Source organism: Hoeflea sp. Naph1, from assembly GCF_046837775.1.
In the GTDB taxonomy this organism is placed as follows: domain Bacteria; phylum Pseudomonadota; class Alphaproteobacteria; order Rhizobiales; family Rhizobiaceae; genus Hoeflea.
Genome location: NZ_CP177286.1, coordinates 1,579,439 through 1,599,805, shown reverse-complemented (window position 1 = coordinate 1,599,805; position 20,367 = coordinate 1,579,439). Strand labels below are relative to the sequence as shown.

At 57.5% G+C, this 20,367-nt stretch carries 20 protein-coding genes and 1 riboswitch; all 20 genes read left to right on the top strand.

Going from position 1 to position 20,367, the window contains the following annotated elements; genetic code table 11:
- Nucleotides 1-30 precede the first annotated feature (30 nt).
- The 20 genes from ACK6D9_RS07580 (at nt 31) to gcvP (ending at nt 20,336) form a co-directional block, all read left to right on the top strand.
- The gene (locus ACK6D9_RS07580; protein WP_412051209.1) at nt 31-348 is read left to right on the top strand and encodes a hypothetical protein; all 318 of its coding nucleotides are present in this window, start codon (nt 31-33) and stop codon (nt 346-348) included.
- A gap of 175 nt (nt 349-523) precedes the next feature.
- On the top strand, nt 524-1,285 hold the full coding sequence (locus tag ACK6D9_RS07575) for a hypothetical protein (protein WP_412051208.1): 762 nt from the start codon (nt 524-526) through the stop codon (nt 1,283-1,285).
- 3 nt (nt 1,286-1,288) lie between these two features.
- Nucleotides 1,289-2,626 carry an NAD(P)-binding protein gene (locus ACK6D9_RS07570; protein WP_412051207.1) on the top strand — a complete coding sequence of 446 codons (1,338 nt, stop codon included), beginning with the start codon at nt 1,289-1,291 and terminating at the stop codon, nt 2,624-2,626.
- Nucleotides 2,627-2,636: 10 nt separating this feature from the next.
- Nucleotides 2,637-3,737 (top strand): class I SAM-dependent methyltransferase, encoded by a 1,101-nt coding sequence (locus ACK6D9_RS07565; protein WP_412051206.1) that lies wholly within the window; start codon nt 2,637-2,639, stop codon nt 3,735-3,737.
- 97 nt (nt 3,738-3,834) lie between these two features.
- Nucleotides 3,835-4,557 (top strand): WbqC family protein, encoded by a 723-nt coding sequence (locus ACK6D9_RS07560; RefSeq protein ID WP_412051205.1) that lies wholly within the window; start codon nt 3,835-3,837, stop codon nt 4,555-4,557.
- On the top strand, nt 4,544-5,323 hold the full coding sequence (locus ACK6D9_RS07555; protein WP_412051204.1) for a cephalosporin hydroxylase family protein: 780 nt from the start codon (nt 4,544-4,546) through the stop codon (nt 5,321-5,323). Before ACK6D9_RS07560 ends, ACK6D9_RS07555 begins: the two co-directional genes overlap by 14 nt.
- A gap of 268 nt (nt 5,324-5,591) precedes the next feature.
- A complete protein-coding gene (locus ACK6D9_RS07550; protein WP_322990431.1) occupies nt 5,592-6,518 on the top strand; it encodes an ABC transporter permease subunit in 927 nt (308 codons plus the stop codon).
- Nucleotides 6,518-7,876 carry a high-affinity branched-chain amino acid ABC transporter permease LivM gene (livM, locus tag ACK6D9_RS07545; protein WP_322990432.1) on the top strand — a complete coding sequence of 453 codons (1,359 nt, stop codon included), beginning with the start codon at nt 6,518-6,520 and terminating at the stop codon, nt 7,874-7,876. The genes ACK6D9_RS07550 and livM overlap by 1 nt, the downstream gene beginning before the upstream one ends.
- A gap of 11 nt (nt 7,877-7,887) precedes the next feature.
- Entirely contained in the window at nt 7,888-8,877 is a 990-nt protein-coding gene (locus tag ACK6D9_RS07540) for an ABC transporter ATP-binding protein (protein ID WP_322990433.1), read from the top strand.
- Nucleotides 8,874-9,605, top strand: a complete 732-nt coding sequence (locus ACK6D9_RS07535) for an ABC transporter ATP-binding protein (RefSeq protein ID WP_322990434.1) — start codon at nt 8,874-8,876, stop codon at nt 9,603-9,605. Before ACK6D9_RS07540 ends, ACK6D9_RS07535 begins: the two co-directional genes overlap by 4 nt.
- Nucleotides 9,606-9,619: 14 nt before the next feature.
- Nucleotides 9,620-9,970, top strand: coding sequence for a DUF6867 family protein (locus ACK6D9_RS07530; protein ID WP_412051203.1), 351 nt, complete (start codon nt 9,620-9,622; stop codon nt 9,968-9,970).
- A 169-nt stretch (nt 9,971-10,139) separates the two neighbouring features.
- Entirely contained in the window at nt 10,140-11,243 is a 1,104-nt protein-coding gene (locus ACK6D9_RS07525; protein ID WP_322990436.1) for a branched-chain amino acid ABC transporter substrate-binding protein, read from the top strand.
- 129 nt (nt 11,244-11,372) lie between these two features.
- Entirely contained in the window at nt 11,373-11,924 is a 552-nt protein-coding gene (locus ACK6D9_RS07520; protein WP_412051202.1) for a hypothetical protein, read from the top strand.
- A gap of 144 nt (nt 11,925-12,068) precedes the next feature.
- A complete protein-coding gene (locus ACK6D9_RS07515; protein ID WP_412051201.1) occupies nt 12,069-12,959 on the top strand; it encodes a metal ABC transporter substrate-binding protein in 891 nt (296 codons plus the stop codon).
- Nucleotides 12,956-13,849, top strand: a complete 894-nt coding sequence (locus ACK6D9_RS07510) for a manganese/iron ABC transporter ATP-binding protein (protein WP_412051200.1) — start codon at nt 12,956-12,958, stop codon at nt 13,847-13,849. Before ACK6D9_RS07515 ends, ACK6D9_RS07510 begins: the two co-directional genes overlap by 4 nt.
- Nucleotides 13,846-14,709 (top strand): metal ABC transporter permease, encoded by an 864-nt coding sequence (locus ACK6D9_RS07505; RefSeq protein WP_412051199.1) that lies wholly within the window; start codon nt 13,846-13,848, stop codon nt 14,707-14,709. Before ACK6D9_RS07510 ends, ACK6D9_RS07505 begins: the two co-directional genes overlap by 4 nt.
- Nucleotides 14,709-15,563 (top strand): metal ABC transporter permease, encoded by an 855-nt coding sequence (locus ACK6D9_RS07500; RefSeq protein ID WP_322990440.1) that lies wholly within the window; start codon nt 14,709-14,711, stop codon nt 15,561-15,563. Before ACK6D9_RS07505 ends, ACK6D9_RS07500 begins: the two co-directional genes overlap by 1 nt.
- Nucleotides 15,564-15,717: 154 nt before the next feature.
- A riboswitch (glycine riboswitch) is annotated at nt 15,718-15,805 on the top strand.
- Between the two features lie 147 nt (nt 15,806-15,952).
- Nucleotides 15,953-17,092, top strand: a complete 1,140-nt coding sequence (gene gcvT, locus ACK6D9_RS07495) for a glycine cleavage system aminomethyltransferase GcvT (RefSeq protein WP_412051198.1) — start codon at nt 15,953-15,955, stop codon at nt 17,090-17,092.
- 20 nt (nt 17,093-17,112) lie between these two features.
- The gene (gene gcvH / locus ACK6D9_RS07490) at nt 17,113-17,475 is read left to right on the top strand and encodes a glycine cleavage system protein GcvH (RefSeq protein ID WP_322990442.1); all 363 of its coding nucleotides are present in this window, start codon (nt 17,113-17,115) and stop codon (nt 17,473-17,475) included.
- Nucleotides 17,476-17,483: 8 nt separating this feature from the next.
- Complete coding sequence (gcvP, locus tag ACK6D9_RS07485) at nt 17,484-20,336, top strand: aminomethyl-transferring glycine dehydrogenase (RefSeq protein ID WP_412051197.1); 2,853 nt, start codon at nt 17,484-17,486, stop codon at nt 20,334-20,336.
- Nucleotides 20,337-20,367: the final 31 nt, after the last annotated feature.

Here is a 20,367-nt window from a genome sequence, read left to right as displayed (position 1 = left end):
GCGCGATGAAACCTCCCGAGGACCCCGGCAATGCAACTAAACCGAGCGCAACTGAATGAATTTGAGCAGAACGGAATCCTGGTCATCCAGGCTCCCCAAGGCACTGCAGGCATAAATTTAGTGCAATTGGGAATTCCCACTGTTATCGGCGCTGGCACCGTCCCGTACGGAATGGATTACACAAAGCCGCAATTTTCTGCTGAAATTTTTGATGCAGTCTATGTCGACTTATTCCAAGCCAATTGGAACAGACCACATTCTCCACTGGGCAGACCAACCCAAAGAGTTCTTCTTGAAAAAGGGCCGATTTCAACTCCGGTGGCAACCATCGGGCCTCGCATGCACTAAAATTGAAACACAATAACCACTTGGACAGGCCAAGTGCACAACCATAGATGCATCACCAAATTGGGATGTGAATTTACGGAATTGTACAAAGCGTTATATCGCCACCAATATTAATCTACGAGATTTTTTAAGTAATTTCTTTTAATCTCTAAAAATACAACAGAAAGAATCTAGGTTGGAACAATCAAATCCTAATAATTATCTCGAGAATGAAAAAAGATATTTCTCTGTTGTTTGGAACTACTTCCAAGAATCAAGCGGAAGTTTCAACGAAAAAATGCACGCTTTTTGCCGATATGTCCCGAGGCAGTCTTTAGGTCACTTTTTGGCACGAAACGAGATTTTTAAGGAGATCCTGGATGTCCACGGCTCTATCTGTGATTTTGGCGTCTATCGGGGTTCTTCATTCTTCGCTTGGCAGCAATTGAGCGCCATATACGAGCCTTACAATCATACTCGAAAAATTATCGGTTTTGACTCCTTTGACGGGTTCTCTGACATCGGTGAATACGATGAAAACCGATCTGATGAGACGTTTGAGCAGAAAAAACCGGGTGGCATGGCCTTCTCAGGTGAAGGTGAAATTCGCAACGGAATAGACCTGATGGACCTTAACCGTCCGCTGGGCCATATCCCAAAGGGTTCAATCGTCACTGGAGCGTTGCCGGAAAGTTTCGGTAGCTATTTGGATGAACATCCAGAAACAGTGATATCGCTCGCCAATTTTGGGCTTGGCCTCTACGGTCCCACGGTCGAATTGCTGCAGCAGATCAAACCGAGATTGACCCAAGGCAGCATTGTTGTACTTGAAGAAGTGAACCAAGCGATGTGGCCCGGAGAGACCAAGGCGCTGGCCGAAATATTTGGATTAAACAACATATCGCTGAACCGTGTGGCGTACTGCCCACAAATAAGCTGGTTTAAGTTGGGCTCCTAAATAATGCGAACGAACAAAAAAACGGTAGGTATTGTGGGCGCTTCCATCGGCGGACTGATGTCGGCTGCGGCATTGGCCGACAGGCAGATGAATGTCACATTGTTCGAACGTGGACGCTCTGTAACCGGTCTTTTCAACAAAATTGACACGCCGTTTGGCCGGCAAGAACTGGGAATGCACGTGATTTATGTCAGTCACGATCAATATGCATATCTTTGCGAGATTTTTGGGGCGGAAGTTTTCGAGTTGCTTGAGGGCGTGAACGTCGACCTTGGCGCCAGCAATAATTTCGGAATGAACAATTTCAACAGCGTGTATCCCGATGTCAGACATCACCCGGATCTGGAACAAATTCTGGTTGAAATGTGTACGGGAAAGGGTTCGGAAGATCGAGCCGTAAGTGCGCGGGATGAAGCCATTCGCAGGTTTGGGCGCACCGCTGCACTTGATGTGATCGTTCCAACACTCGAAAAACTTTGGCATTCAAAGGCTGAAAACCTTACCAAACAGGCTTTGCACTGCTTCTATGATCTTCGAAGGATGGTGGTGTGCGATAAACTGCAGGCGGATCGTCTGAAGCAAGACCCATGGCTGGATCAGGTTGTTGCAAATCCGCTTCAAACTGAGCCGGTCGGGAAAATATATGGTGACCGGGTCGGGCTGGTTTTCAAGGCTGAATACAAGGATCTCAATGAACGTGCGATCGCATGGGCTGAAAAGAAACACATCAAGATCGAATTCGAGAAACAGATCAGCATCGATGGCGGGCGGTTGTTGAGCGATGGGGTTGCTCTGTCTGAAATCTGCGATGCTTGTATCGTTGCTGCCCCGATCCATACGCTGGCACAGCATTTGGTCGATGAGTTGGACCAAATCGAACTTTCCATCGCCTATTTCCAGCTCGACACTCGCATAGGGGCGAATTTCCCTGCCTATTACCTTCTATGCCATGATCCTGTTTTGAAGTCGTCGCGGATTGTCAATTATGAAGCTTACAACTCGGATAGATGCGATGACAAACAAAGCGTGCTTTCAGTCGAATTTCTTCACCCCGTTGGCCAGCCACCGGAAACGGCCGAAATCGGCGATGAAATTTCCCGAATATTTCCGAACTGTGCTGTGATTGCATCGCACCGTTTGGGAAAATCTATGAAGATTTGCAGCCCGACGCTCGTAAACAAGAAATTCCTGGATAAGTTCGAACAGGAAGTGTCGTCATCGTTTGGTGGCAAGCCGATTTATTTTTCAGGGATGCGGACCGACACCGGCCAGTTTTTCTCTCACAATACTATAGGATCTGCATATGCGTCCGCACTGGACTGTTACGAGCGATTGCGTTGAAATTGCGAGAATGCCATTTTATTGGCGCTTGAGCGGCTCCACAAAAGGTTCGACAAATATCGATCAGACTCTGCCCATTCGGGTCACCATCGACCATGAATTTGACTATCTGAGATTTCAGCCAACCGAGTTGGAATGGGGTAACATAAACCGTGCTTATCAGATGAACGAAAACATTGGTTTTCTCAATCCAGAGTCCGGCCAGATGGACACCTATGGGTCGAGTGTTAACCAGTTTTTTCTCGGCGAAGTTCAACGCTTTTCGCCAAGAACCGCTTATGAAATTGGCTGCGGAGCTGGTTGTTCCATCGAATATTTGAGAGCCAACGGATTTAAGGCTGTCGGAATTGATCCGTCAGAATACTCCAGAAAGTGGAGCCAAAGGCTCGGTTACGAACTCATAAACGAGTATTTCAGGCTAGGCTTGATCGAAAACCCCGCCGAATTCATCTATTGCAATGATGTTTTTGAGCACATCCCCGATGTTGTCGAGTTCAGCAAACAGGTCTTTGCCTGCTTGTCTGATGGTGGCGTATTCTGTTTTTCAACGACGAATTCGACCCAATCCATTGAACTGGGGGATATATCGCAATTCGAACACCAGCATGTGAACATGTTCACAACCCGTTCCATACATTTGATTTTATCAAGTGCGGGCTTTTCGGAAATCGAGGTTCGTGGTGGGAGCTATGGCAATACCTTTCATGTCACAGCGCGTAAGCTTCAGGGCCAGAAAAGTGCTGTGGGAACGATTGAACCTCCGATATGTGATGGATATTTTGACCGTGCAGCACGCGCCATTACCGCGTTTCAAACTTGGTATGATGGCACTGAAAACAAGAATTGCTACGTGCCATTGAGATCCTTTCCCTACTTAGCGACTGTTGGGGATTTTGGCCGCACTCCGATATTTGACAGCAACACCTCATGGACCAACAAATTTATAGACGGTTACGAATTGGCAATTTCATCGCTCGAGACAGTGCCGAAACACCAAGACGCCAGTTTTTTCGTTGGCTCAATGACTTTCTTCGATGAAATCAGGAAATCACTCATTATCAGAGGCGTGGATGCAAAGAATATCGTTTCTATAAGAGATCTCCTAAATTGAAGTGCTACCCGGTTTTGGACCACTTAAAGAGAACTGTTCCGTCTGAGCAATGGCTTGCCGGTTTGGTGGTGACACGCAATAAGGACCAATTCGCACCATGAGGGTCGTCATCAGCCAGTCGATGTATTTTCCCTGGGTCGGGATGCTTGAGCAGATCCGTCTTGCTGATGTTTTCATCCATTATGATGACGTACAATTTTCCAAGGGGAGTTTTTCCAACCGGGTTCAGATCAAGACGCCCAATGGTATGACCTGGATGACGGTGCCACTCAGCGAGCACCGGTTGGGGCAAACTATCGACGAAGTGCGGATACAGCCAGCCCGGACATGGCGTGATCGTCACCTGACATTGCTCAAACAAAGTTTTGAAAGTGCACCCTACGCCTCAGACGCGCTGGATTTGGCAGCCTCTGTGACTGCGGGCGATCATCAGACGGTTGCTGATCTCAGCCGCGAAAGCATGCTGACCTTGTGCCGTTATTTCGACCTCGACACTAATACGCGCTATGCCGATTCCCGTGACTTCGACACCACCGGCTCTGGCAGCGCCCGTGTACTAGGCTTGGTCAAGGCAGTTGGTGGTTCGGACTATGTCACCGGGCACGGCGCTCGGAATTACCTGGATCACGCGCTGTTCGAGACCGAAGGTGTGTCCGTGTCATATATGGATTATCAGCAGATTCCCTATCTGCAATTGCATGGCGCGTTCACGCCCTACGTGAGCTCGTTGGATCTGATCGCCAATTGCGGTCGTGACGGCTTGACGGCAATCGCGTCCGAAACGCGGAACTGGAAGGAGTTTTTAGATGGATCCTCATAAAGCATTCCGCACTGAGATGGAAAGAAACATTGATGGTCTGGTGGCTGACACCGACCTGCTGGCTCTGTCTAGGACATGGCTTAGAGAGTCTGCGCATCACAAATATTGCTATAATTTCTCTTGGTTCGGCCGACCGGCAATCCAGTTTCCAAATGATGCCTGGGCGCTGCAGGAACTGGTCTGGAAGGTCAGGCCGGATCTGATCATCGAAACCGGGATCGCCCATGGCGGCTCGCTGATCTATTCGGCATCGCTGCTTGCGCTGCTGGATCTGTGTGACGCCACCGAACGTGGTGAAACGCTGGACCCGCGCCAACCTTCGAGAAAGGTGCTGGGCATCGATATCGATATCCGCGCCCACAACCGCCAGGCTATCAAAGCCCATCCGATGGCCGCGCGAATCGAGATGATCGAAGGATCGAGCATCGCCGAAGAGACCGTGGCCGCGGTCAGGCAAATCGCTTCGGGCTACAAACGCATCCTTGTCTGCCTGGATTCCCATCATACCCATGATCACGTGCTGGCCGAACTGGAGGCTTATGCGCCGCTGGTTTCGCCGGGCAGTTACTGCATCGTGTTTGACACCCTGGTCGAGGACATGCCTGCAGCGCTGTCGGCCAACCGCCCCTGGGGGCCGGGCAACAGTCCCAAATCCGCGGTCCACGCCTTCCTCAAAAGCCGCAGTGATTTCGTTATCGACAAACGAATCGACCGCAAGCTGCAGATCACCGTCGCCCCGGATGGCTTTCTCCGCCGCGTAGAGTGAGCGTGAGGGTCGCAAAGCTGAGCGCCGGAGTCTGCCCGCAGTTGGCAGGTCGACATTCCGCAACGGAAGAAGAGGCCTCTTACCGATCAGTTTTGGGAAGTGCAATCAAGAGTTTACAACTTTCAATCGGTTTAATGATTGACGGCGGTGCAAAACGAGTTTTTCCTGTTCATTGCCTCTGAAAAAAAGCTATACAGGCTGCAAGGGGAGGAGGATGCAACTAAAGCACCTCCCGAAGCAAAAGCAATAAGACGGGGACAGTTGCCTCATGGAATATTTTCTACAACAGCTCATCAACGGGCTGACACTGGGTTCCATCTACGGACTCATCGCCATCGGCTACACCATGGTCTATGGCATCATCGGCATGATCAACTTTGCCCATGGCGACATTTTCATGGTGGGCTCGTTCATCGCCCTGGCGACATTCCTTGCGCTGGTCGCGATCGGGATTTCGGCGTTGCCGCTGATCCTGATCATTACGCTGATCGTCGCCATGGTGTTCACCTCGGCATGGGGCTGGGCGGTGGAGCGAATGGCCTACAGGCCGTTGCGCGGGTCGTTCCGGCTGGCGCCGCTGATCACCGCCATCGGCATGTCGATCGTGCTGCAGAATTTCGTGCAGATCACCCAGGGCGCGCGCGTCAAGCCGCTGCCGCCCCAGATCCAGGGTGGCATCACGCTGATGGAAGGCGTGACCGAGAACGGCACCATCGCCGTGCAACTGTCCTATATGCAGATGATCATCATCTTCACCACACTGGCACTGATGATCGGGTTTTCACTGCTGATTTCAAAAACTCCGCTGGGCCGCTCGCAGCGGGCTTGCGAGCAGGATCAGAAAATGGCCGCGCTGCTGGGCGTCAACGTTGACCGTACCATCTCGCTGACCTTCGTGATGGGGGCAGCACTTGCTGCGGTCGCCGGCTTCATGTTCCTGCTGCTTTACGGCGTGGTCGATTTCTACATCGGCTTCCTGGCTGGCGTGAAAGCCTTCACCGCCGCTGTTCTCGGCGGTATTGGCTCCCTGCCCGGCGCAATGCTCGGCGGTTTGCTGATCGGTCTGATCGAGGTGTTCTGGTCAGGCTACTTCACGGTTGAGTACAAGGACGTCGCCGCCTTCTCCATCTTGGTGATCGTTCTCATCTTCATGCCGTCCGGCTTGCTTGGCAAACCCGAAGTCGAGAAGGTCTAATGTCCGCCATTCCACAGAATCCCAGCCTTCTGGCTGACTCCGTCAAGGATGCCGTCATTGCGGCCATCCTTGCCGCCATCCTCGGATTTTTCTTCTTCGCACTGCGAACCGACATCGTCACCGGTGGTCTCGACCTGACCTACCGGTGGGGGCTGTGGTTTAGCGCCATCGGCATCGTCTTTGTCGTGCGGCTGGTGTTGAACCTGCTCGTGTTCAAGACCCGCAATCCGATTACCCAACACCTGAATTTCAGCATTCCTGAGCGTACCCTGAGCGGTATCGGCCGCGTCCTCGGACCGGTACTGCTGGTAGTGGCGATGGGCCTGCCGTTTATCGTCATGTTGCTCTTCCCCAACCGCGATCGGCAGTTCATCGATCTGGCGATTTTGATCATGACCTACGTCATGCTTGGCTGGGGGCTGAACATTGTCGTCGGGCTCGCCGGGCTTCTCGACCTTGGTTACGTCGCCTTCTACGCGGTGGGCGCCTACTCGTTCGCCTTGCTGGCCCAGTATTTCAGCATCGGCTTCTGGACGGCGCTGCCACTGGCGGGTTTGCTGGCGGCAACATGGGGGGTCATTCTCGGCTTCCCGGTACTCCGGTTGCGCGGCGATTACCTCGCCATCGTGACACTCGCCTTCGGTGAGATCATCCGCATCGTGCTGCTCAACTGGTACCAGTTCACCGGCGGTCCGAACGGCCTCTCCGGTATTCCAAAGCCGTCGTTTTTCGGCCTGGAATTCAGCCGCAAAGGCGGTTTTGCGGACTTCTTCGGCCTCGATTACGATTCGATCCACCGTTTCATCTATCTCTATTACATCATCCTGCTTCTGGCGCTGATCACCAACTTCGTGACACTGCGGCTGCGCAAGCTGCCGGTCGGACGCGCCTGGGAAGCACTGCGCGAGGATGAAATCGCCTGTCGGTCGCTCGGCATCAACACCACCAACACCAAGCTGACGGCGTTTGCCATCGGCGCGATGTTTGGCGGATTTGCCGGATCGTTCTTCGCTACCCGGCAGGGGTTCATCTCCCCGGAAAGCTTCACCTTCCTGGAATCGGCGATCATCCTGGCGATTGTGGTGCTGGGCGGCATGGGCTCGCAAATCGGCGTCGTGATCGCATCCGTTGTGATGATTGGTGGCATTGAGCTGCTGAGAAACCTCAACTTCCTCAAGGAAATCTTCGGACCCGATTTCGAACCCACCCAGTACCGCATGCTGATTTTCGGCCTGGCCATGGTGCTGATCATGGTTTGGAAACCGCGCGGCATCATCTCCAATCGAAATCCTTCCGCGGTTTTCAAAAAGCGCAAGAAGATCGGCTCCGACATGGTCGCTCAGGGTGAGGGCCACTGATGGAAACCGTAATGAAAACAGAATCCAATCATAACTGGGACACCAATGTGGTGCTCTCTGTCGAACATCTGACCATGCGCTTTGGCGGTCTGGTCGCCATCAACGATCTCAGCTTCAATGTCGGCCGCGGCGATATCACCGCGCTGATTGGACCGAATGGCGCCGGCAAGACCACCGTGTTCAACTGCGTGACGGGGTTTTACAAGCCGACTGAAGGGCGCATTGTCATGCGCCATGGCGAAGGCCTGCAGCAGGACAAGGTCGACGCGCTGACCCGCACCGGCCGGCAATTCGATTCGCGTGAAAAATCCGGCGTGTTCCTGCTCGAGCGGATGGCTGATTTCGAAATCACCAAACGCGCCAAGGTTGCTCGCACGTTCCAGAACATTCGCCTGTTCGGCGGCATGACCGCGCTGGAAAACCTGCTGGTGGCGCAGCACAATCCGCTGATGATTGCCTCATCGATGACCATTGGCGGCATCTTCAACCTGCCCGGTTTCCGCAAGGCACGCGGCGAGGCGATCGATTTCGCCGCTTACTGGCTGGAAAAGACCGGCCTCATCGACCGTGCCGACGACCCGGCGGCGGACCTGCCTTACGGTGCACAACGACGGCTCGAAATCGCCCGCGCCATGTGCACGCGGCCGCATCTTCTGTGTCTTGACGAACCGGCGGCCGGACTCAACCCGCGGGAGTCGACCGAACTCAACGATCTGCTTCAATATATCCGCCGCGATCACGGCACCTCGATCCTCTTGATCGAGCACGACATGGGCGTGGTCATGGAAATATCGGATCATATCGTGGTGCTCGATTACGGCGAGAAAATCTCGGATGGCAACGCCGAACACGTCAAGAACGACCCGCGGGTGATTTCCGCCTATCTCGGGGTCGACGAAGATGAAGTCGCAACGATCGAGGAGATCGCCGCCGATCTGCCGGAAATCGCGGCTAAAGCAGGCAAGAAACCGTCGAAGAACGGTAAGGGAGGCAAGGCATGAGCGGCGGCGAAAAGCTTCTGTCCATCCGCGGGGTGGAAACCTATTACGGCAAGATCGTTGCGCTTCGCGGCGTCGACGTCGATGTCTACAAGGGTGAGATCGTTACCCTGATCGGCGCCAATGGCGCCGGCAAGTCGACGCTGATGATGACTGTCTGCGGCAGCCCCCAGGCGCGCACCGGCGAGATCATTTTCGACGGCCAGGACATCACCCGCAAACCGACCCACGAGATCATCCGGATGGGCATTGCCCAATCGCCGGAAGGCCGCAGGATCTTCGGCCACATGACCGTGCTGGAAAATCTCCAGATGGGCGCGCAACTGGTTTCCGACGACTATTTCGACGAAGATCTGAAACGGATGTTCGATCTGTTTCCACGGCTCAAGGAGCGTGCAACCCAGCGCGGCGGCACGTTATCCGGCGGCGAACAGCAGATGCTGGCCATCGCCCGCGCGCTGATGAGCCGACCGAAGCTTCTTTTGCTGGACGAGCCCTCGCTCGGCCTGGCACCGTTGATCGTCAAGCAGATCTTCGAGATCATCAAGGAACTCAACAGCAATGAAGGGCTGACCGTATTTCTGGTTGAACAGAATGCGTTTCACGCTCTCAAGCTCGCACACCGTGGCTATGTGATGGTCAATGGCAACATCACACTGTCGGGAACCGGCGACGAATTGCTCAAGCGCGACGAGGTTCGCGCCGCCTATCTTGAAGGGGGCGCACATTGATCGAGGAACAGGTCATGGCCAATAATTTCTTGTGGGAAGTCTCGATAGGCGAATTCATCTTCGTGACGATGATCCTGGGCGGCGGCACCGCCTGGCTGACTGGGCGTGCGGTGGCGACAACCTGGAGAACACCGCTTCAACTCGTCGGATACATGTTTATCCTGGGCTTGGCAGTGCGCTTCATTCACTTCGCATTGTTCAGTGGCACCTTGCTGTCGCCCTATTATTACATGGTGGATTTCATCATCATCATGATCTTCGCGTTTCTCGGCATGCGCTTTACCCGCGCCGGCCAGATTGCGCAGCAGTACAGTTTCGCATTCGACCGGGCAGGTCCATTCGGCTGGCGCCGGAAGGGCGATTAACCGCATAGCGAAACGTTGCGAACTGCCATCCAAAAAGCACTGTATTTCTTTTGAAATATCGGCTTAGATGGTTGCACACGGGGCATAATGCCCCCCACCCCGGCACCGAACCGTATGTACACCTGCGGTGCCAGGGAAAGGAAACGAACAGGTGTTACTGGGAGATAACATGAAGAAGATTCTTTTGGCAGGGGCCGCTCTTGGCTTCGCAATGTCTTCGGCTTCGGCCGATATCGTCATTGCGACCGCTGGTCCGATGACTGGACAGTACGCGTCGTTCGGTGAGCAGATGAAGATCGGCGCCGAACAGGCTGTGGCCGATATCAACGCCGCCGGTGGCGTCAATGGGGAAATGCTGAAGCTGGAAATCGGCGACGACGCTTGCGATCCGAAGCAGGCAGTTGCAGTTGCCAACCAGTTCGCAGGTAACGGCGTGTCCTTCGTGGCAGGTCACTTCTGCTCGGGTTCTTCGATCCCGGCGTCGGCAGTGTATTCGGATGAAGGCATCATCCAGATTTCGCCAGCTTCGACCAACCCGACCTTCACCGATGAGCGTCCGGGCGGCGCCGATGGCGGCGTCTACCGCGTTTGCGGTCGTGATGACCAGCAGGGCGAAACCGCAGCAGCCTATCTGCTGAAGAACTTTGCCGGCAAGAAGATCGCCTTCGTTCACGACAAGACCGCCTATGGCAAGGGTCTTGCAGATGCCACCAAGGGCTCGTTTGAAGCCGGCGGCGGCACCGCAGCGATGTATGAAGCCTACACCGCTGGTGAAAAGGACTACACGGCACTCGTGTCGAAGATGAAGCAGGAAGGCATCGACGTTCTGTATGTCGGCGGCTACCACACCGAAGCCGGCCTGATGGTGCGTCAGATGCGCGAACAGGGCATGGATACCGTCCTGATCTCGGGCGATGCCCTGGTCACCGACGAGTATTGGGCAATTACCGGTGATGCCGGCGAAGGTACGCTGATGACCTTCTCCCCTGACCCGACCAAGAACCCGAATGCTGCGGATGTCGTGAAGGCTCTTCAGGATGCCGGCAAGACCACCGAAGGCTACGTGATGTACACCTATGCGGCCATCCAGGCCTATGCACAGGCCGTCTCGGCAGCCGGTTCGACCGACTATGATGCGGTTCGCGAAGCACTCAACGCCGGTGACTTCAAGACCGTGCTTGGCGACCTGGCATTCGACGAAAAGGGCGACGTCTCGCTTCCGGGCTACGTGTTCTACAAGTGGCACGACGGCAAGTACGAGCAGCTCGACTAGGGCTTGCAAGAACCTGATCTGATGAGGCCCCGGCGTGAGAACGCCGGGGTTTTTTTATGCAAAGCTTGCAGCAAGTGCCCGCAAGGCGGCGGCGCGGGAGAGCTGTCGGCGCAGACCGGTTCGGTACTCATGCGCGAGCTCGAGGCGGATGACCTGATCGTCAAGGGCGAACCGATCCGCGGCAAGGCCGGTCTGCCCGCCAAGCACAGAAACCGGGTCGCCGGGCTTGGCATCGGCCCGCTTCCGGTAGCAGGCCCAGATGGCAAGCCCGTGCAATTGCTCGACCGCGCCTCGATCATGCTGCTCGAACGCATGCTGCAGGCCGAAGGCCGGGACCCGTCGGCGCTGTGGCACTGCCCCGGGCATTGGGAAGGATTTGAGGATCTGGTCGAGGAATGGATCGGGATCGTCGCCCGCGGCTTGGCGCAGGCGGTTGTCTCGGCAGCGTCAATCATCGATTTCGAGCATGTCATCATCGATGGTGGCCTGCCTGTCCCGATCCGCGAGAGGATCGTCGCGGCGACACGCTCCGAGACCAGCAATTACGATTTGCGCGGCCTGCAGATGCCGGTGATCCTTCCCGGAACGGTCGGCATATTGGCCCGCGCGCTCGGGGCCGCCAGCCTGCCGTTGTTCGACAAGTTCCTGATCGACCGGAACACCCAACTGGGCGGCGCCTGATCCTGCGGCCAAACCGCCAGCCGGCACTCACCCCCGCGACAGCGCAGCCGTGGCCTCTCCTTCTTGCGAATGATTTGCAAAAGCATTGACAAGGATTGGAATATCCATAGATTGCCACTTGCAAATCATTCGCAGGAAGAAAATATGCGCCTCTTTACAATCATCGGACTTTTCGTCACGCTCAGCCTCGCATCGGCATCATCAGCGCTGGCGCAGATCAAGGTATTGACCTCATTCACCGTCTTCGCAGACATGGCCCGCAATGTGGCCGGAGAACATGCTGAAGTGGTGTCGATCACCCGTGAGGGCGCCGACATCCACATGTTCCGGCCGACACCGGGCGACATCAAGCGCGGTCTTGGCGCCGATGTGGTGTTGTGGAACGGCCTCGATCTGGAAATCTGGTTCGAGCGCTACCTGGAAAACCTCGGCGACGTCAAAGCCTATATCCTGTCGGAAGGCGTCGAGCCGATGCTGATTGGCGAAGGCGCCTATCAGGGCCGGTTCAATCCGCATGCCTGGATGTCACCCGGCAACGCCGAGATCTATGTCGACAACATCGTACGCGCGCTGTCGGAGACCGACCCCGACAACGCCGCCGACTATGCCGCCAACGCCGAACGCTACAAGGCAGAGATTGCAGCGACCTTCGCGCCGATCCGGGCAGAGATCGCTGCCCTGCCGGAAAACCACCGCTGGCTGGTGACCAGCGAAGCAGCGTTTTCCTACCTCGCCAGGGATTTCGGCCTCAAGGAGGCAGCGATCTGGGCGATCAACGCCGACAGCCAAGGCTCGCCGCAACAGGTCAGGCGCATTATCGACCTGATGCGCGAGGAAAACATCCCGGTGATCTTTTCAGAAAGTACGGTCTCGCCCAAATCAGCCCAGCAGGTGGCTCGCGAAACCGGTGTGGCTTATGGCGGCGTGCTGTATGTGGATTCGCTGTCGGCGCCGGACGGGCCGGTTCCGACCTATCTTGACCTGCTCAGAGTGACATCCGAAACCATTATCGCGGGATTAAGGGCGCAACCATGAATATTGGCAAACCGGTACAGGCCGCAAATACAGACACCATCGGGCTCGACGTCCATGACGTGTCGGTGATCTACCGCAACGGCAACCGGGCGCTCGATGGCGCATCCTTTTCCGTGCCGAAGGGCTCGATCACGGCGCTGGTCGGCATCAATGGCAGCGGCAAGTCCACCCTGTTCAAGGCGCTGATGGGATTCGTGCCCACTGCCAGCGGTCAGATCTCCATCATGGGGCTCGCAGTCAACGAGGCGCTGAAACGCAATCTGGTGGCCTATGTGCCGCAGAGCGAGGAGATCGATTGGTCGTTTCCGGTACTGGTCGAAGACGTGGTGATGATGGGCCGGTACGGGCACATGAATTTCCTGCGCATGACCCGGCCCGAGGACCGCATCGCCGTCGACGAGGCGCTCGAGCGGGTCGGCATGTCGGCGTTTCGCAAACGCCAGATCGGCGAATTGTCAGGCGGCCAGAAAAAGCGGGTGTTTTTGGCCCGCGCGCTGGCGCAGGAGGGCCAGGTGATCCTGCTCGACGAGCCTTTCACCGGCGTCGATGTCACCACCGAAACCCAGATCATCGAATTGTTGAAGGAAATGCGCACAGAGGGACGGGTGATGCTGGTCTCCACCCACAATCTCGGCAGCGTTCCCGAATTCTGTGACCGCGCGGTGCTGATCAACAAGCGCATTCTGGCCGAAGGGCCAACCGCCAAGGTGTTCACCCATGACAATCTGCAGAAGGCCTTTGGCGGCGTGCTCAGGCACTTCGTTCTGGGCGGCGAGGACCTGCATGACGACGACGACAGCCGCCAGGTCACGGTTCTCACCGACGACGAGCGCCCCTTCGTGATCTACGGCGAGACCGAACGCAAAGCCCGCGAAGAGGGTGGCGCATGAGCCTGTTGCTTGAGCCCTTTTCCTATGGCTACATGGTCAACGCCATGTGGGTATCGGCGCTGACCGGGGCGATCTGCGCATTTCTGTCATGTTATCTGATGCTCAAGGGCTGGTCGCTGATTGGCGACGCACTCTCGCACTCGATCGTGCCCGGCGTCGCCGGCGCCTATATGCTGGGCCTGCCGTTCGCGGCTGGTGCGTTTCTCGCAGGCGGCCTGGCAGCGGCGGCGATGCTCGCCATCCGCTCGCGAACCCGACTGCGCGAGGACGCGACCATCGGCATGATCTTCGTCTCTTTCTTTGCACTGGGGCTGTTCATGGTGTCGATCTCGCCAACGCCAATCAATGTGCAGACCATCGTGCTCGGTAATGTGCTGGCGATCACGCCCGCCGACACCACGCAACTGATCATCATCGGCGTGATCACGCTTGTTGTGCTGTCGGTGATCTGGAAGGATCTGATGCTGGTGTTCTTCGATGAAAACCACGCACGCGCCATCGGTATCCATGCCACTGCGCTCAAGATCGTGTTCTTCACCCTGCTGGCAGGATCGACCGTGGCGGCCATGCAGACGGTCGGCGCCTTTTTGGTGATTGCGCTGGTGGTGACGCCGGGCGCCACGGCCTATCTATTGACCGACCGGTTCCCGAGACTGATCGTGATCGCGGTGGCGATCGGATCGATCACCTCGTTCGTTGGGGTTTATCTGAGTTATTTTCTCGACGGCGCGACCGGTGGCGTGGTGATCATGCTGCAAACCGGCCTGTTCCTTCTGGCCTTCGTCTTCGCGCCCCGTCACGGGCTTCTGGCGCAGCGCGCCAGGGCACGCGGTGCACAGCCCGATGCGGGAGCGGCATGATGGACGTACTTTTGGATTTTCTCATCGATCCGTTCCGCTTCGCCTATATGCAGAAGGCGTTCCTGATCACCTTGCTGATCGCCATGCCGATGGCGGCGATGAGTTGCCTGATGGTGCTCAAGGGTTGGTCGCTGCTGGGCGACGCCATGAGCCATGCAGTGCTGCCGGGCATCGTCATGGCCTACATTGCAGGCCTGCCGCTGGTGATCGGTGCCTTTGCCGCTGGCCTGTTCTGCGCAGTCGCCACCGGCTGGCTCAACGCCAACAGCCGGGTCAAGGAGGACACGGTGATGGGTATCGTGTTTTCGGGCATGTTCGGTCTCGGGGTGGTGCTGCATGTCAGCGTTCGCTCGAGCCTGCATCTTGATCACATCCTGTTTGGCGACATGCTCGGGGTACTGTGGTCTGACATTGGCGCGACCGCGTTTTTAGCGCTGTTATGCGGTGCTTTCCTGGTTGCCAAGTGGCGCGATCTGGTCGCTCAGGCCTTTGACGGCCTGCACGCCCGCGCCATCGGACTGAGTACCGGCTGGCTACATTATGGCCTGCTCACGGCCATCGCGCTGATGATCGTCGCCAGCCTCAAGGCCGTCGGCATCATCCTGTCAATCGCGCTGCTAGTAGCGCCGGGTGCCATCGCCTTCCTCGTCGCCCGCACCTTCGCCGGCATGCTGACTGTGGCTGTCGGCTCTGTGATCCTCAGCGCGCTGATCGGCATTTTCCTCAGTTATCACATCGACAGCGAACCGGCGCCGACGATGGTGCTGATGATGACCGGGTTCTTCATTGTGGCGCTGGTGGTGAGCCAGGTGCGGGATATGCGGATGCGGCAACAATCGCGACAGCAGGCCTGACCGGGGTTCAGGTTAAGGCATGCATGGTTCAAATGAATTCATTTGATAGATCACGTACATGCAATAATTTCGGCTTTTGATGCATTATTTCTGTTGGTCTTGCACCGCTTGCGCGAATCCGTCTTGCCAGAACGCCGCAATTCGTCATAGGTATGACGTCCCGTTGGGAGAAACCGGAACGATCCGGTGCCGAAGGAGCAACCGCCCCGGAAACTCTCAGGCAAAAGGACCAACGGCACAGGACGGACTCTGGAGAGAGGCGCAAGGTAGCGCCCGCCGAAGGGATAACAATCTCAGGCGAAAGGACAGAGGGGGCTTTCTCAGGGCGCGTCGCGCCTGAAGATTGGCCCGTGTCCGGCATTTGCCGGCACCCTGTTGGAGACTGGCGTGTGAGCACCAGCGCAGACCTTCTTAAAACCCCGCTGCATTCCCTGCATCTCGAGCTTGGCGCGCGTATGATGGCATTTGCCGGATACGACATGCCGGTCCAATATCCGATGGGGGTGATGAAGGAACATCTTCACACCCGCGCCGAGGCCGGGCTGTTCGACGTATCGCACATGGGGCAGATCCTGATCCGCGCCAAGAGCGGTGATACCCGCGATGCGGCGCTGGCGCTTGAAACCCTGACACCGGTGGACGTGGTGGGACTGACCCCGGGCCGGCAGCGCTACGGGCTTTTCACCAATGACGCGGGCGGCCTTGCCGACGATTTCATGGTCGCCAATCGCGGTGATCACCTCTATCTGGTGGTCAACGCCGCCTGCAAGCACCAGGATCTGGCCCGGCTTCAAGCCGCGCTGTCGGACTCTTGCGAGATCGAAGTGCAATTCGATCGCGGACTGATCGCACTGCAAGGCCCCGATGCCGAAAGCGCGCTTGCAGCCTATGCGCCCGAAGCCGAAGACATGCGCTTCATGGATGTGCGTGAACTGAGCATTGCCGGCGCCCGCGCAATCGTCTCGCGCTCCGGCTACACAGGCGAAGACGGCTATGAAATTTCACTCGACGCCGATGACACCGACCGCATCACCAGGCTGCTGCTCTCCGATGAACGGGTGGCGCCGATCGGGCTCGGCGCACGCGATTCACTGCGGCTCGAGGCCGGGCTCTGCCTTTATGGCAACGACATCGACGAGACCACCACACCGGTGGAAGCCAATCTGAAATGGGCAATCCAGAAAGTACGCCGCAAGGGCGGCGAGCGCGAAGGCGGTTTTCCCGGTGCCGAGCGCATTCTGGGCGAATTCGAAACCGGCGTTGCGCGCACCCGGGTAGGACTGCAGCCTGCCGGCAAGGCACCGGTGCGTGCCGGGGTCGAGCTGTTTGAAAGCGACACCGGCGGAGCACCGGTCGGCATCGTCACCTCCGGCGGCTTTGGCCCCAGTGCCGGCAACCCAGTGGCGATGGGCTATGTGCCCACAGCACTTTCGGCCACCGGAACCCAGCTTTATGCGGAAGTGCGCGGCAAGCGACTGGAAATCGCCGTCGCCGCGCTGCCGTTCGTCCAATCCACCTACAAACGCTAAGCCAGTACAGGAACTGCACCATGATCAAATTTACCGAAGACCATGAATGGCTCAAGATCGAGGGCGATGTCGCCACCGTCGGCATCACCGAACATGCCGCCGAACAGCTTGGCGATCTGGTATTTGTGGAACTGCCGGATGCAGGTGCCACCTTTGACAAGGGCGGGGACGCAGCGACCGTTGAATCGGTCAAGGCCGCCTCCGATGTCTATTGTCCGCTCGCCGGTGAAATTGTCGAGGTCAACCAGGCGATCGTCGATGATCCGTCGCTGGTCAATTCCGACCCGACCGGCGCCGGCTGGTTCTTCAAGCTCAAGCTCGCCAATGTCAGCGATGCCGATGCGCTAATGGATGAAACCGCCTACCAGGCCATGATTGGTTGAGATCTGCGATGAGCATTACCCTGCCTGATTACGATCCTTATGACTTTGCCAATCGCCGCCATATCGGCCCCTCGCCTGCCGAGATTGCCGACATGCTCAAGGTGGTGGGCGCTGCTTCGCTTGATGCGCTGATCGATGAGACCGTCCCCGGTTCGATCCGCCAGCAACAGCCACTGGCCTTTGGCGAACCGATGAGCGAGCGCGGTGTGCTTGACCATCTGCGCGCCACGGCGAACAAGAACACGGTGATGCTGTCGCTGATCGGTCAGGGATATCACGGCACCATCATGCCGCCAGTGATCCAGCGCACCATTCTCGAAAACCCCGCCTGGTACACGGCCTACACGCCCTACCAGCCGGAAATCAGCCAGGGCCGGCTGGAAGCGCTGTTGAATTTCCAGACCATGGTCAGTGACCTCACAGGTCTCGACATTGCCAATGCATCGCTACTGGATGAAGCAACGGCGGCAGCCGAAGCCATGGCGATCGCCGAGCGGGTTTCCAAATCCAAGAGCACCCTTTTCTTCGTCGATCACCATTGCCACCCGCAAACCATTGACGTGATCCGCACCCGCGCCGAGCCGCTGGGCTGGGACGTCAAGGTGGGTGATCCGTTCACCGAGCTGGATCCGGCCGCGGTCTTTGGCGCGATCTTCCAGTATCCGGGCACCTATGGCCATGTGCACGACTTCACCGATTTGATCACAGCGTTGCACGCGGAAAAGGCGATAGCGGTTGTCGCAGCCGATCCGCTGTCGCTGACATTGCTGAAATCGCCGGGCGAAATGGACGCCGATATCGCCATCGGTTCGATGCAACGCTTTGGCGTACCGATGGGCTATGGCGGTCCGCATGCGGCCTATATGGCGGTCAAGGATGCCTACAAGCGGTCGATGCCCGGCCGCCTTGTCGGCGTCACCATCGATACGCGCGGCAACCAGGCCTACCGTCTGGCGCTGCAGACTCGCGAACAGCATATCCGCCGCGAAAAGGCCACGTCCAACATCTGCACCGCGCAGGTGCTGCTCGCCGTCATCGCCTCGATGTATGCGGTATTTCACGGGCCGGTCGGGCTCAAGGCCATCGCCGGGCGCGTCCACACCCGGGCAACCACGCTTGCCAAGGGGCTCAAGCAACTCGGCTTTGTGATCGATCCGGCAATCTTCTTCGACACCGTGACGGTGTATGCGGAAGGCAAGCAGGCGGAAATTCTCGAGGCGGCACGCGGCGAGGGCATCAATCTGCGCAAGGTTGGCGACGATCGCATCGGCATCGCGCTCGACGAGGTCTCGCGTGCGGCCACTGTGGAAGCGGTGTGGCGCGCCTTTGGCGGCGACATGACATTCGGCGATCTTCAGGCCGGACCGGAAATTCCCGATCCGCTGGTGCGGCAGTCGCGCTATCTTGAACATCCGATTTTCCACATGAACCGCGCCGAAACCGAAATGACGCGCTATATCCGACGCCTGTCGGACAAGGATCTGGCGCTGGACCGGACGATGATTCCGCTCGGCTCGTGCACCATGAAACTGAATGCGACGGCGGAGATGCTGTCGATCACCTGGCCGGAATTTGCCGACATCCACCCGTTCGCACCGGCCGATCAGGCGCTTGGCTACAAGCAGATGATCGACGATTTGTCGGACAAGCTGTGCCTGATCACCGGCTATGACGCGATCTCGATGCAGCCCAATTCGGGCGCCCAGGGCGAGTTCGCCGGTCTGATGACGATCCGGGCCTGGCACCGCGCCAACGGCGATGACCATCGTCATATCTGCCTGATTCCGACATCGGCGCATGGCACCAACCCGGCCTCGGCGCAGATGGCGGGGATGACCGTCGTTGCCGTCGGCACCCGCGAGAACGGTGACATCGATATCGATGATTTCCGCGCCAAGGCGGAGTTGCATTCGGCCAATCTGGCGGCCTGCATGATCACCTATCCGTCGACACACGGCGTGTTCGAGGAAACGGCCCAGGAGATCTGCAAGATCACCCACGCACATGGGGGCCAGGTCTATCTCGATGGCGCCAACCTCAACGCGCTGGTGGGCCTCGCCCGTCCCGGCGACATTGGCGCCGATGTCAGCCATCTCAACCTGCACAAGACCTTCTGCATTCCCCATGGCGGCGGCGGTCCGGGCATGGGGCCGATCGGGGTGAAGGCGCATCTGACACCACATCTGCCCGGCCACTGGGCCACCGACGGCAAACCGGGTGCGGTTTCGGCCGCCCCCTTCGGCTCGGCCTCGATCCTGCCGATCTCCTGGGCCTACTGCCTGATGATGGGCGGCGACGGCCTGACCCAGGCAACCAAGATCGCGATCCTCAACGCCAACTACATCGCCGCCCGGATGAAGGGCGCCTATGACGTGCTCTACACCTCGTCCAAGGGCCGGGTTGCGCATGAGTGCATTCTCGATACGCGTCCGCTTGCGGCTAGTGCCGGGGTCAGCGTCGATGATATCGCCAAGCGACTGATCGATTGCGGCTTCCATGCGCCAACCATGAGCTGGCCGGTTGCGGGAACGCTGATGATCGAGCCGACGGAATCGGAGGTCAAGGCCGAACTCGACCGGTTCTGCTCGGCCATGCTGGCGATCCGCGCGGAAGCCCAGGCGATCGAGGACGGAAGCATGGACCGGGAGAACAACCCGCTCAAGAATGCACCGCACACGATCGAGGATCTGGTTGGCCCCTGGGACCGGCCATATGACCGCGAAGCTGCCTGTTTCCCGGCAGGGTCGATGCGCAGCACCAAGTATTTCGCGCCGGTCAACCGGGTCGACAATGTCTATGGCGACCGTCACCTGGTCTGTTCCTGCCCGCCGATGTCGGACTATGCCGAAGCGGCTGAATAGGCACAAAAACTCCGGAGGCGGCCAACAAGCC

Excerpts from the sequence above, each read along its gene's own strand:
- ACK6D9_RS07580 (WP_412051209.1), top strand. The coding sequence starts at position 31 with ATGCAACTAAACCGAGCGCAACTGAATGAATTTGAGCAGAACGGAATC.
- ACK6D9_RS07570 (WP_412051207.1), top strand. The coding sequence starts at position 1,289 with ATGCGAACGAACAAAAAAACGGTAGGTATTGTGGGCGCTTCCATCGGC.
- ACK6D9_RS07565 (WP_412051206.1), top strand. The coding sequence starts at position 2,637 with ATGCCATTTTATTGGCGCTTGAGCGGCTCCACAAAAGGTTCGACAAAT.
- ACK6D9_RS07560 (WP_412051205.1), top strand. The coding sequence starts at position 3,835 with ATGAGGGTCGTCATCAGCCAGTCGATGTATTTTCCCTGGGTCGGGATG.
- ACK6D9_RS07555 (WP_412051204.1), top strand. The coding sequence starts at position 4,544 with ATGGATCCTCATAAAGCATTCCGCACTGAGATGGAAAGAAACATTGAT.
- ACK6D9_RS07550 (WP_322990431.1), top strand. The coding sequence starts at position 5,592 with ATGGAATATTTTCTACAACAGCTCATCAACGGGCTGACACTGGGTTCC.
- livM (WP_322990432.1), top strand. The coding sequence starts at position 6,518 with ATGTCCGCCATTCCACAGAATCCCAGCCTTCTGGCTGACTCCGTCAAG.
- ACK6D9_RS07540 (WP_322990433.1), top strand. The coding sequence starts at position 7,888 with ATGAAAACAGAATCCAATCATAACTGGGACACCAATGTGGTGCTCTCT.
- ACK6D9_RS07535 (WP_322990434.1), top strand. The coding sequence starts at position 8,874 with ATGAGCGGCGGCGAAAAGCTTCTGTCCATCCGCGGGGTGGAAACCTAT.
- ACK6D9_RS07530 (WP_412051203.1), top strand. The coding sequence starts at position 9,620 with ATGGCCAATAATTTCTTGTGGGAAGTCTCGATAGGCGAATTCATCTTC.
- ACK6D9_RS07525 (WP_322990436.1), top strand. The coding sequence starts at position 10,140 with ATGAAGAAGATTCTTTTGGCAGGGGCCGCTCTTGGCTTCGCAATGTCT.
- ACK6D9_RS07520 (WP_412051202.1), top strand. The coding sequence starts at position 11,373 with ATGCGCGAGCTCGAGGCGGATGACCTGATCGTCAAGGGCGAACCGATC.
- ACK6D9_RS07515 (WP_412051201.1), top strand. The coding sequence starts at position 12,069 with ATGCGCCTCTTTACAATCATCGGACTTTTCGTCACGCTCAGCCTCGCA.
- ACK6D9_RS07510 (WP_412051200.1), top strand. The coding sequence starts at position 12,956 with ATGAATATTGGCAAACCGGTACAGGCCGCAAATACAGACACCATCGGG.
- ACK6D9_RS07505 (WP_412051199.1), top strand. The coding sequence starts at position 13,846 with ATGAGCCTGTTGCTTGAGCCCTTTTCCTATGGCTACATGGTCAACGCC.
- ACK6D9_RS07500 (WP_322990440.1), top strand. The coding sequence starts at position 14,709 with ATGGACGTACTTTTGGATTTTCTCATCGATCCGTTCCGCTTCGCCTAT.
- gcvH (WP_322990442.1), top strand. The coding sequence starts at position 17,113 with ATGATCAAATTTACCGAAGACCATGAATGGCTCAAGATCGAGGGCGAT.
- gcvP (WP_412051197.1), top strand. The coding sequence starts at position 17,484 with ATGAGCATTACCCTGCCTGATTACGATCCTTATGACTTTGCCAATCGC.